At 70.5% G+C, this 14,171-nt stretch carries 13 protein-coding genes; 5 read left to right on the forward strand and 8 right to left on the reverse strand.

The features are described 5' to 3' along the window. The first annotated feature begins 23 nt into the window (after positions 1 to 23). The 3 genes from ACFLIM_RS40280 to ACFLIM_RS40290 all read left to right on the forward strand — a co-directional run bounded on the left by ACFLIM_RS40280 (position 24) and on the right by ACFLIM_RS40290 (position 2,067). Positions 24 to 353, forward strand: coding sequence for a PadR family transcriptional regulator (locus ACFLIM_RS40280; RefSeq protein ID WP_393174218.1), 330 nt, complete (start codon positions 24 to 26; stop codon positions 351 to 353). A 48-nt stretch (positions 354 to 401) separates the two neighbouring features. Next, complete coding sequence (locus tag ACFLIM_RS40285) at positions 402 to 1,658, forward strand: hypothetical protein (protein ID WP_393174220.1); 1,257 nt, start codon at positions 402 to 404, stop codon at positions 1,656 to 1,658. A 91-nt stretch (positions 1,659 to 1,749) separates the two neighbouring features. Next, positions 1,750 to 2,067: a hypothetical protein gene (locus tag ACFLIM_RS40290; RefSeq protein ID WP_393174222.1), complete on the forward strand. Its 318-nt coding sequence runs from the start codon at positions 1,750 to 1,752 to the stop codon at positions 2,065 to 2,067. On the opposite strand, the gene ACFLIM_RS40295 is transcribed toward ACFLIM_RS40290, so the two are convergent. After that, entirely contained in the window at positions 2,064 to 3,386 is a 1,323-nt protein-coding gene (locus tag ACFLIM_RS40295; protein WP_393174224.1) for an MFS transporter, read from the reverse strand. The genes ACFLIM_RS40290 and ACFLIM_RS40295 overlap by 4 nt on opposite strands. Positions 3,387 to 3,547: 161 nt before the next feature. Next, positions 3,548 to 5,137, reverse strand: coding sequence for a benzoylformate decarboxylase (mdlC, locus tag ACFLIM_RS40300; protein ID WP_393174226.1), 1,590 nt, complete (start codon positions 5,135 to 5,137; stop codon positions 3,548 to 3,550). Positions 5,138 to 5,492: 355 nt separating this feature from the next. Here mdlC and ACFLIM_RS40305 point away from each other — a divergent pair, with 355 nt between their 5' ends. Next, positions 5,493 to 6,953: an aldehyde dehydrogenase family protein gene (locus ACFLIM_RS40305; RefSeq protein ID WP_393174228.1), complete on the forward strand. Its 1,461-nt coding sequence runs from the start codon at positions 5,493 to 5,495 to the stop codon at positions 6,951 to 6,953. 85 nt (positions 6,954 to 7,038) lie between these two features. Further along, the gene (locus ACFLIM_RS40310) at positions 7,039 to 8,004 is read left to right on the forward strand and encodes a phosphoglycerate dehydrogenase (protein ID WP_393174230.1); all 966 of its coding nucleotides are present in this window, start codon (positions 7,039 to 7,041) and stop codon (positions 8,002 to 8,004) included. 79 nt (positions 8,005 to 8,083) lie between these two features. Here the strand turns inward: ACFLIM_RS40310 and ACFLIM_RS40315 are convergent, their stop codons facing one another. From ACFLIM_RS40315 to ACFLIM_RS40340, 6 genes are all read right to left on the reverse strand, one after another. Next, a complete protein-coding gene (locus ACFLIM_RS40315) occupies positions 8,084 to 8,791 on the reverse strand; it encodes an alpha/beta fold hydrolase (RefSeq protein WP_393174232.1) in 708 nt (235 codons plus the stop codon). A gap of 30 nt (positions 8,792 to 8,821) precedes the next feature. Then, positions 8,822 to 9,664 (reverse strand): class III extradiol dioxygenase family protein, encoded by an 843-nt coding sequence (locus tag ACFLIM_RS40320; protein WP_393174234.1) that lies wholly within the window; start codon positions 9,662 to 9,664, stop codon positions 8,822 to 8,824. Between the two features lie 3 nt (positions 9,665 to 9,667). After that, a complete protein-coding gene (locus ACFLIM_RS40325) occupies positions 9,668 to 10,009 on the reverse strand; it encodes a hypothetical protein (RefSeq protein WP_393174236.1) in 342 nt (113 codons plus the stop codon). Positions 10,010 to 10,034: 25 nt separating this feature from the next. Beyond that, a complete protein-coding gene (desA, locus tag ACFLIM_RS40330) occupies positions 10,035 to 11,435 on the reverse strand; it encodes a syringate O-demethylase (protein WP_393174238.1) in 1,401 nt (466 codons plus the stop codon). Positions 11,436 to 11,623: 188 nt separating this feature from the next. Beyond that, complete coding sequence (locus ACFLIM_RS40335; RefSeq protein WP_393174240.1) at positions 11,624 to 12,325, reverse strand: response regulator; 702 nt, start codon at positions 12,323 to 12,325, stop codon at positions 11,624 to 11,626. Positions 12,326 to 12,332: 7 nt separating this feature from the next. Further along, positions 12,333 to 13,976 carry a sensor histidine kinase gene (locus ACFLIM_RS40340; RefSeq protein WP_393174242.1) on the reverse strand — a complete coding sequence of 548 codons (1,644 nt, stop codon included), beginning with the start codon at positions 13,974 to 13,976 and terminating at the stop codon, positions 12,333 to 12,335. Between the last annotated feature and the right edge of the window lie 195 nt (positions 13,977 to 14,171).

The raw sequence follows: 14,171 nt of genomic DNA on the forward strand, positions 1-14,171 counted from the left end.
CTATCTAGGTAGATATTGGAGTCATGGCACGCGCACGACGTCCCTCCCCGCAGACCGCGGCTGTGCTCACCGCCCTCGCCGAGACAGGCGCGGGCTGGAGCCACGGCTACGACCTGTGCCGCACCCTCGGCCTGAAGGCAGGCACGGTATACCCGATCCTCATCCGCCTCACCGAGCGCGGGCAGGTGGAGACCTCCTGGGAGGCCGACCCGCCGCGTGGGCGGCCGGCCCGGCACCTGTACCGGCTCACCACCGCGGGCGCCGAGCTCGCGCGCACCGTTGCCGCGTCGGCGCGTGCCGGCGAAGGCGCACCGGCCTCAGGCGCGGCCCGGCTCGCGCACAGACCCACCTGACCGCGACCGCTCGACCCCGGCCCGCCCCTGCCTGTTCGGAGGCCCTCGATGCCCGACTTCCTCCTCCTGGTAGTACTCGCACCGGCGCCCCTGCTCGCGATCGTGGTGCTCACGGTCCGACTGCGTGACACCATGCGCCGCGGCGGTGCGGGCGCGCTCGCCGCCTGCACCCGCGCCGCGTGGCGGGACGGCACCGGACGCCCCGTGTGGCCGGGACTGATCGCTGTCGCCGTCGGCGCCGCGGTGCTCACCGTCGGCCTGGAGCGCTCGTACCTCGCCACGGTCACGAACGGCCCGCGCGAGGGCTCCGAGGTGGCGTTGCTGACCATGGTGCTCGCACTGCTCGCGGCGGCCGGGTGTGCCGCGCTCGCCGGGCTGGCCGCGGCCGCCATGACCCGGGTGCGCGGATTCGGGGCCGGAACCGTCGCCGGGCTGCTCGCCCTCGTCGCCATCGCCGTCGGCACCGCGTCCGCGCACCTGCCGCTGCGCGCCACCTACCTGGCGGAGCCCGACAGGCTCCCCGCCGTCGTGATTCTCGCTCGCGGCGACCTGCTGGGACCGTTCGAGGTCTTCCTCGCCGCGCTGATCTGGGCCCTGCCGTGGCCCGTCCTCGGAGCCGCACTCGGCGCCCGCGCCCAGAGCGCAGGTCGTCAGCACGCGGTACGCGACGTCTGGCAGCTCCTGATCGACCTGGCCACCACCGACCTGCCCAAGAATCGGTCCGCGTGGGGTGCCGCGCTGCGGGCTGAGCTCGCGGCGATCGACCCGCCGGCCGAGCGCCGCAGGTTCGCCCTCGGCGGGGCGTGGGCCGCGCTGCGGTCGGGGCCGCCGCACGGCGCGTGGGTGTGGGCCGCCGGGGTGGCCGTTGTCGTGGCGGGTGGCTCGTTCGCCGCCTCACGCTGGTCACTGGCGCACGACCAGGGCGGCATACTTGGCTTCTGGATGGCCATCCCGAGCGTTCTGCTGCTCGCCGTCGCGCTCGCCACGGCCTGGCGCGACCGATCCTTCGGCTCAGGGCTGCGCGTCGGAGCCCTGGCCGGGCTCGCTGCTCTGGTGGCGGTGCTCGCCGTCGGCATTCCCGAGGCCGTGGTCTGGGCGCACCAGCAGGCCGGTTACCTGAGCACCGGTGACGCCGTGCCGCCGACGTGGCAGTCGGCAGTCCTCGACGTACTGCGTCCGGAGTTCCTCCTCGTCATGATCGTCTTCTGGACTGTGGGTGCGGTCGGCGGCGCGGCCCTCGGCACGGTGCTCGGACGCCTGCGCCCCGGCGCCCCCGACGACCTCGCCACGGCCGCCGACCGCTGACGCCGATCTACAGCCTCAGCTCCGGCAGCCCAAGCGGCAGCGGGTTCGCCGCCGAGGTACGCGCCGACGCGCGGGCCCGGATCTCTGCCGAATGGGCTACGTCTACGTCGGCTTCGTCGACGTCTACTCTCGGGCAATCGTCGGCTGCACCGTCTCGCTGACCAACCACACCACGCTCGTGCGGGAGTCCCTCGACATGGCCTGTGGCGGCGCGAACGCACAAGGCAGCCGGTCGAGCTGGGTCCACCCCAGCCTGCGCCACCCGCTCATCAGTGACCAGGCCGACGGCGGCAAGCGCTCGCAGATCCCACACCACGTGAACGGGGTCAGGGACAGTCGTGCACTACGCGTACTAACCGCACCGCGTTCCCCCGGAGAACGCGGTGATGCGGGGCGGCAGCTTCGCTAGCTGGAAGACGTTGACGTCCCGGCGGGCTCTGCGGGCTCCGCCTCCGGCATGGCGATCTTCCGGACACCGAGCACGGACACCAGGCTGACCAGCGACAACGCGGCCACATAGACGGCGATCGCGGTCGAGGACCGGTACGCCTCGAACAGCGTGGTCGCCACGATGGGCGTGAGCGCGCCGCCGATCATGCCGCCGAGCTGGTAGGCGATGGAGATCCCGCTGTATCGGTAGCGCACGTCGAAGATCTCGGTGAACAGCCCGCCCTGGGCGCCGGCCATGATGCCCTGCACGACCGCGGCCACGATGAACGCCAGCAGCGCCAGCCCCGCGTTGCCCGTGTTGACCAGGCCGAACATCGGCAGCGGCCAGAGCACGGCGGTCAGCGCGCCCAGGATGTACAGCCGCTTGGAGCCGAACCGGTCGGACAGGGCCGCCGACGCGATGATCGTGCCGATCCACGCCACGGTGGACAGCAGGATCAGCGTGAGCAACGTGCTGCGCTCGAAGCCCACCACGGTTGTGCCGTACGTGAGCATGTAGACGATCACGGTGTAGCCGACCGCGGGCGGCGCGATGGAGGCGAGGCTGGCCAGCGTCAGGTTGCGCGGCTGCCGCCGGGCCAGCTCGGCGAAGGGCACCTTGCTGACGGCGTTCTGCTGCTTGACCCGCTCGAACTCGGGCGCGTCCTGCAGCCGGCTGCGGACCACGATGCCGAGGATCACCAGCAGCAGGCTGAGCAGGAAGGGGATACGCCAGCCGTACGACAGGAAGGCGTCGTCGGACAGGCCGGAGACGGCCAGGAACGCCAGGTTCGAGGTGAGCACGCCCATCGGCACGCCGAACTGGGCGAAGCTGCCGTAGACGGCGCGGCGGCGCGGCGAGGCGTGTTCGGTCGCGATCAGGATGGCGCCGCCCCACTCGCCGCCCACGCCGAAGCCCTGCACGATCCGCAGGACGACCAGCAGCAGCGGCGCACCGATGCCGATGGCGGCGTAGGTGGGCAGCACGCCGATCAGGAAGGTCGCCCCGCCGGTCAGCACCAGGGTGAGGATCAGCATCGACTTGCGGCCGATCCGATCACCGAAGTGACCGATGATCGCGGCGCCGACCGGCCGGGCGACGAATCCGACCGCGAAGGTGGCGAAGGCCGCGAGGGTGCCGGCCGTGCTGGAGGACTTCGGGAAGAACAGACTGCCGAACGCCAGCGCCGCGGCGGTGCCGAAGATGTAGTAGTCGTACCATTCGATCGACGTACCGACGAAGCTGGCCGCGAAGATGCCCTTCTTCGAAGGTTGCCTGGTGGCGGGGGTTGCAGCCACAGTGATGCTCCTAAGACAGGCCGAGGGCGGGGGTGTCCCTGAAAACCTCTCTGTGTTACGGAAGTCTCACAGCTGCACATAATGTAGACCGGCTGCGACCGCCCGTCATGGTCTGCTGTGGCGGGCCCGTCTACGTCATCTGTCGTATTTCGCGGGAGGTGTCACCCCAGCGGGCGGGTCTCGGCCGTGATCGGCACCTCCAGCAGCCGCGGCCCGCGGTCCCGCGTCACATCGGCCAGCTCGGCGGCCAGTTCCTTCCCGTCGGACACGCGTCGCGCGGGCATGCCGTAGCCCTCGGCGATCCGTACGATGTCCAGGCCGGGCAGGTCGACGCCGGGGGCGCCGGCCACACCGAAGCCGCGCAACGCGCCATAGGTGCCGTTGCGCAACACGACGAAGGTGATGGGCAGGTGCTCCTGGGCCGCGGTCCACAGCCCGGCGACGCCGTACTGGGCCGCGCCGTCGCCGAGCACGGCCACCACGGGCCGGCCGGGGTCGGCCAGCGCCACCCCGGCCGCCGCGGGCAGCCCGAAGCCGAGCCCGCCCGCGGCCGGGAAGAAGAGGCTGCGCGGGCGGCCGAGGTCGAGGTGCTCCCAGAACTGGGAGGTGTTCGAGGTCGACTCGTTGACCAGGCGGACGTCGCCGGGCAGGGACCGTGCCATCAGGGCGAACACCGCCCCGGCGGTGAAGGGCGCCGCCTCCTCCAGCGGCAGGTCGGGCCGCCGCACGGGCGCGGGCGCCTGCCGCGCGCACGGATCGGGGAACGCGTCGAGCAACTGGCCGGCCACCACCCCGACGTCGGCGACGAGCGCGTCCCCGAACGCACTCCTGGCCGCCGCCTCCGGGTCGCAGCCCACCGCGATCATGTCGGTACCCGCAGGAAGCCACGGACCGGGCCGGTAGGCGTGATAGCGGAAGACAGGTGCGCCCAGCACGAGCACCAGGTCGTGGCCGATCAGGCGCTCGGCGACGCCGGCGATGCTCGGCGGCAGCACGCCCCGCCACAACGGGTGACGGGTGGGGAACGGGCAGCGCGGCGGGGTGGGCGCGGTCCACACCGGCGCCCGCAGCCGCTCGGCCAGCGCGACCACCAGGTCGAAGGCGTGTTCCTCGTCCGCCTCCTGGCCCACCACCAGCACCGGCGCCTGCGCCCGCCGCAGGCGGCCGGCCAGCTCCGCCACGACCTCCGGGGTCGCCGCGCCGGCGGCGCCGACGCGCCGCGCGGCCAGGCGGGCCACCTCGTCGGGGTCCACCTCCTGCGCCCAGTCGTCAAGAGGCAGGGATACGAACACCGGACCCGCCGGGGGCAGCGTGGCCAGGTGGAACGCCTGCGACAGGGCGCGCGGCACGTCCTGCGGCCGCGGCGGCTCGTACGCCCACTTGACGTGCGGCTCGGGTACGCGGGTCATGGCCGGCTCGGCGAGCACCGTGCCCAGCCCGATCATGGCCCGTGCCTGCTGGCCGGCGGTGACCACCAGCGGCGTCCGGGAGGCGCGGGCGTTGGCCAGGTTGCCCATCGCGTTGCCCAGCCCGGCGGCCGAGTGCAGGTTCACCAGCGCCGGGCGACCGGCGGCCTGTGCGTAGCCGTCGGCCATGGCCAGGACCGCCCCCTCGTGCAGCCCGAGCACATAGCGGAAGTCCGGTGGGAAGCCGTTCAGAAAGGGCAGCTCATTCGACCCGGGGTTGCCGAAGACGGTCGTCAGCCCCCAGATACGCAGCAGGTCGTAGGCGGTCTCGCGCACAGTCGGCATGTAGTGCCCTCCAAGGTCCACAGCCGGGACGTGGCCTCTTGCCAACATGTCATCGACGCGCGGTTCCGCCCCCGGACGGTTGTCCCCGAGCGCGTACGTCAAATGTCGCGGTTTCTTCGCTGGTTACCGGCTGAGCGAGACATTTGTCGTAGTCGACCCTGCCGAATTGGCCGATCCAGGCCGTCATTGTGGCGAAGACCCGTTCCGCGGGGCGCTATAGCGTTCGTGGCGACACGCCCAGCCGAAGGCTCGGGCCGGCCGGTACTCGTGGTGGTGCGGCATGGCGCCGGCACCGCCGTACGCAGCGTGAAGGGAGGGAGCGACCTGGACACTGAGTGTCCATGCCGCGATCTCGATGACCGTTGGGATGTCCTCCACCGACCTGGTGACAGGTCTTGTCATCAGCGGCGAGACCGTCACCACCGCGGAGACGATTCCGGTCCACGATCCGAGCCGTCCGGACACCGTCGTGGGCCGGACGGCGGCGGCGACTCCTGAGGACTGTGAACGTGCCGTCGCCGCGGCTCAACGGGCCTTCGCCGACTGGGCCGCCAGGTCCGCGGCCGAGCGAGCCGAACTCGTGCTCGCGGCCTTCGAACCGCTCGCCGGCTCGGCAGCCGCCAGAGCGGAGATCCTGACCCGGGAGAACGGCAAGACCCTGCAGGAGTCGCAGATCGACCTGGCCGTCTTCGAGGGACGCTCCCGCGTCGCCGCCGCGCTGGCCGCGGATTTCGAAACCCTGACCACACTGCCGGCCCCACCCTTCGCCACCCGGATCCACCGCGTTCCCGCGGGTGTGGTCACCGTCATCGTGCCGTTCAACTGGCCGCTGGCCATCCTCGGGGCGAGCCTGCCGTACGCGCTCATCGCCGGGAACACGGCCGTGGTGAAGCCGCCGCCCACCGCGCCACTCGCGATGACGCAGACCCTCCAGGTGATGGCACAGGTGCTGCCGCCGGGGGTGCTGAACGTCGTCACCGGCGCCAACGACGCGGTCCAGCCGCTGCTGACCGACCCTCGCGTGCAACACATCGTGTTCACCGGCAGCACCGCCGCCGGGCGGGCCATCATGTCGCTGGCGTCCCAGTCGCTGGCCAGGGTCACCCTCGAACTCGGCGGAAACGACCCGGCGATCCTGCTCGACGATGTCCGGCTGGACGAGAGCACGGTGGGAGCCCTCGCAGGCGCTGCCTTCATGACGACCGGGCAGGTGTGCATGGCGGTCAAACGGGTCTACGTCCCCCGGCCGCGATATTCGGAGCTGGTCGACGCTGTGGGCGCCGCACTGGACGGCCAGCGAGTGGGGAACGGCCTCGATTCCCGGACCACGATGGGTCCCCTGAACACCGCACGGCAGCGCGACATCATCCAGGAGATGCTCGATCAGGCCCGGGCGAAGGGCGCGGAAGTCCGCGAGTACGGCAGTGCGGACCAGGCCGCCGTCGCCGCCGGCGGCCATTTCCTGCGCCCCGCGCTGGTCCTCGATCCGGCCGGGGACCTGCGAGTGGTCACCGAGGAGCAGTTCGGCCCGGCCCTGCCCATCCTGGCCTACGACGACCTGGACTCCCTCGTGGACCGTCTGAACACCGAGTGGTCGGGCCTGTGCTCGTCGGTCTGGTCGCCCGATCTCGACCGCGCCACCGCCGTCGCCGGGCGGTTGCGTACCGGGACGACATGGATCAACCAGGCCAACGCCTCCGCCTGCGACGACCGGGCTCCGTTCGGCGGTTTCCGGCAGAGCGGAGTGGGCCGGGAGATGGGACCGGAAGGGCTTCTGGAGTTCACCGAAACTCACGTGGTGACCGCCCCGGCGTGAACACCACGCAGCTCGACGACGCCGCAGGCTCGCCACCTACGATGTACAGCGGACCAAGAAGCGCCGGACACTGACGGGGAACTCGATGCGCCTGAAGATCCTGCTCCCGACGAGCATCCCGTTGGACCTGTGCCTACCCGATGACTTTACGATTGTCCGCTATGACCCGCGCGAGCCGATCCCAGCCCACGCGACGGACGCCGAGGTGCTCGTGGCCTGGGGAAATCCAGCCGACATGCTCCGGGACGCGGCCCGTCGGCTGCACTCACTGCGCTGGGTGCAGACCCTGGCCGCCGGACCCGACCAGGTGCTGGCGGCGGGGTTCGCGCCGGACGTCGTCATCACCTCTGGCCGCTCGCTGCACGACGGTCCCGTCGCCGAGCACACCCTCGCCCTTGTGCTGGCCGCCGCGCGCCGGCTGCACCGCCTGACGCGGGCCGCGATCGGCCACCGCTGGGCCGGCGAGCTCGGCGGCATCCAGCCGATCGCCACGACAGGAAGCTTCCGCACGCTACGCGGCGCCCGGGTGCTGATCTGGGGGTTCGGCTCGATCGCCGCCACCCTCGCACCACTCCTGACGGCGCTCGGCGCGCAGGTCACCGGCGTGGCCCGCACCTCCGGAGAGCGTGCTGGCCACCCGGTGATCACCGTGGACGAGTTGCCCCGCGAGCTCCCCGAGACCGACGTACTGATCATGATCCTCCCGTCCTCAAGCGACACGCACCACGCCCTGGACGCCGCCCGGATCGCTCTCCTGCCCTCGCACGCGTGGCTGGTCAACGTCGGGCGCGGCAACACCGTGGACACCGACGCCCTGCTCGCCGCCATCCGGGCCGGGCGGCTCGGCGGCGCCGCGCTCGACGTGTTCGAGACCGAGCCACTGCCCGTCGACTCGCCCCTGTGGGACGAACCCGACGTGATCATCAGCCCGCACGCCGCCGGCGGACGACCGCTGGGCGCCGAGGCCCTCATCACCGAGAACCTGCAAGCCCTCGTTGAGGGCAAACCCCTGCGCAATGTCGTCACCGCCCAGGCCGTCGGCTCTCGCTGACGAGCACAGCACAGGCGCACGGGACGGCCACGCTACTCGGACCGCCGCCGGCGCCGCGGCGGTGGGGGCCGGGCGCCGGTCATGCCGCGGCGACCTGCAGCAGCACTGCCGCGAGTTGGTCCGGTGCGGTGACCATCGCCTCGTGGCCGGTGGCGATCTCGTGTACCGGCCAGCCGCGGGCGGCCGCGCGCTCGGCCTGCGGGGTGAACACCCGCATCCAGTCGGTGCACTCGATGAACGCCGCCGGCACCTGCTCGCCCTTGCCGGTCAGCCGCAGCGGCTCGGTGTAGGTGAGCCACGGGTGCGGGGTGAGCCGTGGGGTGAGCCAGTCGAGGTCGGCGTCCTCGGTGACTCCGAGGACGCTCAGCGAGCGTACCGGGATGAGCCAGCCGAACCCCGGACCTGACACCGACTCCCGGTAGTGCTCGGCGACGGTGGCGGGCAGCAGGTCGATCGCGGCCTCCCCGTCGTCGCCGACGAAGGCGTCGAGGTGGATCCGCTTCGCCAGGCGTTCCCCGATCCGGTCGGCGACGCCGGTGACGACCTGCCCGGCGTAGCTGTGCCCGACGAGCACGACGTCCCGGGCGTCGTGGGCCTCGACGAGCGCCACGACGTCCTGGATGTGGGTGCTGAGCCCGATCTGCGGGTTCAGCAGGTGGGCGCGGTCGCTGACCCCGGTGAGCGTCGGGGTGTGGACCTCGTGGCCCGCCGCGCGCAGCAGCGGGGCCACCCGCTGCCACACCCAGCCGCCCTGCCACGCGCCGTGGAGCAGCACGAACGTGTTCATGTGGAGACCATCCCGTACGGGTCGACGACTTCAGGCGTTCTCGAGGACGATCATTCCGGCTCCGGTCATCGAGGCGGGCACGAAGTAGTGCTGGTGCCTGACCACGACGTCGCGGTTGAGCGCGCCGCGCATGACCAGCCACATGATGACCTCCGCCCCTTCACCGCCGAAGGTCTCGACGTACCGCTCCCGGCTCCAGCCGGCGAGTTTGCCGGGATCTTCGGCGATGTCCCTGAGGAACTGCCGGTCGGCGGTCGGATTCACGAATCCGGCACGTGCGCCCTGGAGCTGGTGGGACAGGCCGCCGGTTCCGAGGACGACGAACTTCTCGTCGCTGTCGTAGTTCTCGATCGCCCGGCGGAGCACCTTGCCGAGTTCGTAGAGGCGGTCGGGCAGCGGGATCGGGTACTGCAGCACGTTGACGAAGATGGGCACGACCCGCACCGGCCACGCGTCGGACGGCCTGCCCCAGAACAGCTCCATGGGCACCTGCAGGCCGTGGTCCACCTTGATCTCCTGGATGATCTCCGGGTCGAACCGGTGCTCCACCAAGGTGTCGACCAGGTGCCAGGCGAAGTGGCTCGCCCCCTCGAAGGGAGGGATGGCGCGCGGCCCCCAGCCCTCGTCCACGGGCCGGTACTCGGCGGCGCAACCGACCGCGAAGGTGGGCACGCGATCGAGGAACAGGGCGTTGTAGTGGTCGTTGAAGACCACGACCGCGACGTCGGGCCGCTGCTCGCGGACCCATGCCCGGGCGGGTAGATAGCCGTCGAAGAACGGCTTCCATTCGGGCGTGTCGCGCAGGCCCTTGTCGAGTGCCGCGCCGATCGAGGGAACGTGCGAGGTGCCCAGTCCCCCGACGATGATCGCCACGTCTCACACCTTCTTCCCGAGCCGGTCCCGCAGGAACGTCTCGTGGTCCATGCCGGCCTGGTGGGCGCCGATCTCGGTGATGCGGACCGGATCGACCGCGGAGATCTTCAGGATGAAGAAGAGGTTGCCGCCGAGGCGCACCATCTCCCGCCAGTCGCGGCTCAGCACCGCGCTCTTCTCCTCCTCGCTCAGCCCGAAGCGGTCCAGGTAGGCCCGCTCGTCGGCCTTGAATGCCGCCCGATTGGCCGGGTCGCCCAGCCCCATGGCCATCTTGTTGATCCGGTAGCCGCGAAGCCGGTGGTCGCGGTCGAGGAGGGGCGTGTCGGGTATACTGTCCGCGTCCATGCGTTGCTCCCTGGTCCTAGGAACGTCACGTCGTGGCCGCCCGCCAGCCGCCGTCGGCGTAGACCTTGCGCGCGACCTCCGCGTAGGGAACCGGGCTCACCGTGGCGGCGATTTCGAACTGGCCGTGGTCCTCGACGGTGAGCTTGCCCGTGCCGCCGTCCGGCTCTCCCCACACCAGCGACACCTGGGCACCCGGGTGCGCGTGTTCGGCGTCCAGCATCGCCAGGGTCAGCATTTTGCGCTCGTTCCAGGTGTAGCCGATCCACGTGGAAATTCCCGCGGGCGCACCGTGCGCCTTGACCAGGTCGTACGGGTGCATCGAGTAGACCGCGGACGGGAGTTCAAACCATTTCGCCGGTTGCCCGCGGTCGAGTTGGGAGCCGACGGCCTTGAGGAAGTCCGCGTTGTCCAGCGCGAGCGTGACCTTCTTGCGGTGCGGGCCGTCGGCCATGGCCTCCAGTGCTTCGCGGCCGATGAAGTCGTGGTCGAACCTCACGAAGGATCCGTAACCGAGATCCCATGGCGTCAGGTAGTAGTCCTCGATGCGGTCCGATGCGAAGCTGCCGCCGATGGAGGCGTTGGCCTCGTAACTGTCGGCCGTCAGCCACTGGCGATAGCCCTTGAGCGCCTCGCCGGTGTAGATCGCCGGGAGGGGCGAGGGGATCCATCCCGACTCCAAGGTGTTCGTGGAGTAGGCCCGCCCGCCGGCCAGTCGCATGCCGAACTCCGCACCGGCGTCGACCAGCGCCTGATGGACTTCCTCTCCCTCGGCCCACGGCCCGAACAACTCGTATCCCGGTTGTCCGGCCATGCCGTGGCGCAGCGCGCGGACCGTCCGGCCCGCGATGGTGATCGTCGTGATGTGGAAGAACTTCAGTTGAGGCGCGGGCCGGCCGGTTACCTTCTCGATCACCTGAGACGCGTTCGGCCCTTGGATCTGGTAGCGGTACGACGTGCGGTTGAACGGATCCGGACGGGCCGCCGAGCGCTCGTCGAGTGTCGTCACGACGTCGTAACCGCCGGTCTCGGCGTGGAAACGCACCCAGTTCAGTGCGGGAATGCGCCCGACCAGGTTGAAGGTGTTCTCGGCCAGGTGGAAGAGGATGCCGTCGCCGATGACGTAGCCGTCATAGGTGCACGGCACGAACTGCTTCGCGGTGTCGACGGGGAACCTGGCGAAGCTGTTCACCCCCAGATGGGACAGCAGTTTCACCGCGTCGGCCCCTTCGACCAGCAACTCCGCCATGTGGTACGACTGGTTGAACAGCACGCACGTGTGCTGCCAGGCGTGCTGCTCGTCGCGCCAGTTCGTGTACTCCGGCGGGACGCCTGGATAGACATTCGGCCCAGCGGGGAGATTGCGCAGATAGTCCGCCGGGTTGGTCTGAACGCCGTTGAGAACGTCCTGCAAGCTCTTGCCGGTCATCGCGCCTCTCCTTGGCTGGGCTGCTCACGAAGCGTTGACGTGTTGGCACGCGCGGATCATCGCGACCTGCCTGGATGTTACGCAGCCGATACCGTGCCGCGGATTACGCAATTGACGGCTCTTACAGGGTCGTCTGTCCTAGCGCGTCTAGGACAAGTGACGTAGTCGGCGGGCGGAGCCCGTGACCGTCAGCGAAACCGCGACCGGCCTTGTGCGCTCGGCGGATCGACCAGACCCTCGCGCATGGCGGCGAGGACCGCTTGAGTGCGCGAGCGCAGCCCGAGCTTGCCGAGCAGATTGCTCACGTGCGTGCGCGCCGTGCGTTCGCTGATCACCAGCTTGGCGGCGATCTCACGGTTGGAGCAGCCCTCGGCGATCAGGACCAGCACGTCCCGCTCCCGGCTGGTCAGACCAGCGACGCCGCTGTGCGGGGACCGCATCTTCTGGGCCAGGCGCCGCGCAACGGCGGCATCCAGGAAGACGTCGTCGTTGGCCGCCGCGTAGATCGCCGCGGCGACCTCGGACGGCCCGGCGTCCTTGAGCAGGTAGCCGGCGGCGCCGTTCTCCAGCGCGGCGTGTATGCGCTCGACCTCGCCGAAGCTGGTCAGGATGACCACCCGGACGGTCGGGAACCGCCTGGCGATCTCGGCCGTCGCCTCGACCCCGTCCATCTCCGGCATGATCAGGTCCATCAACGCCACCCGTGGCAGTGCCTGGCGCTGGACCTTGAGCGACTCCAGGCGGTCGAGTGCGTCGCGTCCGTTGGCGGCTTCACCGACGACCTCGACGTTCTCCAGCGCCTCGAGGTACGCGACGACGCCACGTCGAACCACGGCGTGGTCATCCACCACCAGGACTCCGATGGTGTTGATATCCGGCTGGACGGTCATGAGGTCCTCAGCGTTCGGAGAGCAGTTCGCTCGCGGTCGATTCCCGATGGAGTCCCGTCGGCAGCGAGGCCGGCAGCGGAAGCACGAAGCGCACGACGGTCCCGTCGCCGGGGCTGGAGCGGGCGGTGAGATGGCCCGCCCATCGGCTGACACGTTCCGTCATCGCCGTCATGCCGAAGCCGCCCTCCTCTCCGGGCAGGTCCGGATTCTGCGCCGGCAGGCCGCGTCCGTTGTCGGCGATCTCGCCCGTCAGCCATCGTTGCGTGCCACGTACGGTCAGCCCGAGGGTGATCGTGACGAGAGAGCCGTGCGAATGCTTGACGCTGTTGTGCAACGCTTCCGCGATCACGCGGTAGGCGTCCTCCCGGAGCTCCGCCTCCAGGTCGTCGAGCTCGTGGTGCGGATCGGCGATCGAGATCCGCACGTCGAGGCCCGTGCGGCCCATGGTCGACTCGGCGAGGGCGGCCAGTGCCGCGGACAACCCCTGGTCGGCGAGGGCGGTGGGGTGCAGGTCGGTCACCATGGCCCTGAGATCGCTCAGGACCGCCTTGGAGATGTGTCCGAGCTCCCCGGCCACCCGCATCACGTACGCCGAGTCGACGACGGTGTCCCGCCCGGACAACATGCCGAGGGACTCCACCTGCATGCCCATCGAAAAGACCTGCTGGACCACGGAATCGTGCAGGTCCCGCGCCAGGCGCTGCCGCTCCTCCCGTCGTGCGACCTCCCGCTCGCGCTCCAGCAGGGCGGCGTAGTCCACGGCCTGCGCCGCCTGTTCGGCCATGGCCAGCAGGAAGTCCAGGGCGGTCCCGCCGATCTCCTGGCCGGGCGCGAAGAAGGCGTTGAGGATGCCGACGGGCGCTCCGCGCACCATCAGCGGCACACTCGCGAACCAGTCCCATTCCGGAGACCGCATGTACTCTCTCAACGGCTCCCACGCAGGATCCGACATGATCGTCGCGTACCGGTGCGGCACGACGACCGGCTCACGAGAGGTGAACGCGTCGATCATCCGCAGGTCGGCGCCGGCTTCGCGGCACTCCACCAGGAGGTCGAAAAAGTTCGCCGCCGGGCCGAATCCGGCCATCCCCATGACCTGGAAACGTTCGCTGGTGGCGTTGACCGTCAGGATCTGCACGCTGGCCAGGGCGTCGGCCTCGAGCACCTCTTTCGCCAGGGCATCCAGGGTGCTGCTCAACGACCGCTTGGCGGCGACCCGGCTGGCCGCACTGGCGATCGCGGCGAGCCGGCGCTGGTGCCGTCGGCTCTCGGTGACGTCCCGGAAGGCAACGAGGCGTTCGCCGCGATCGGTCAGTTGCCTGATCCGGAACGCGAATTCCCGGCGTGACCCCGAGGCCGATTCCCACACGGTGACCGCTTCGGTCTCCGTGTCCTCGTGCAGGGCACCCGCGTGGTGCGGCGGAAACGGGGACGCGGCACCGGCGACCTCGGCCGGATCGAGCCCGCAGAGCGACAGCGCCGCCGGATTCGCCTGGACGAAGCGGCCGTCCGGGCTGATCACGGCCAGACCGTCCGGCGTCTGCTCCAGCAATGTGCTCGCGTCGAAAACGGGGATCGCATCTCGGCCCGCCGGCGGCGTGGTCGTCGGCGGGGCCCGACCCGTTTGCCCGGGCCTGACATCGTCCACCATTACTGACGTCCTCCTCGCTGGATGCGGCGGGGGCACGGCACGTGACCCTATGATGCCTCTGTTCGAGTGCGGCGGCACTACTTCGGCCGCGACGGGCGGACAGAACACGACATTTGACGTAGCCGGTGGCTCCGCGAAATACGCGGCAGCGAGGCCGGACGTCCCATCACGGCCGGCCGTCCACCGGCGGACAAT

The organism is Nonomuraea marmarensis, assembly GCF_043197025.1.
Taxonomy (GTDB): Bacteria; Actinomycetota; Actinomycetes; order Streptosporangiales; family Streptosporangiaceae; genus Nonomuraea; species Nonomuraea marmarensis.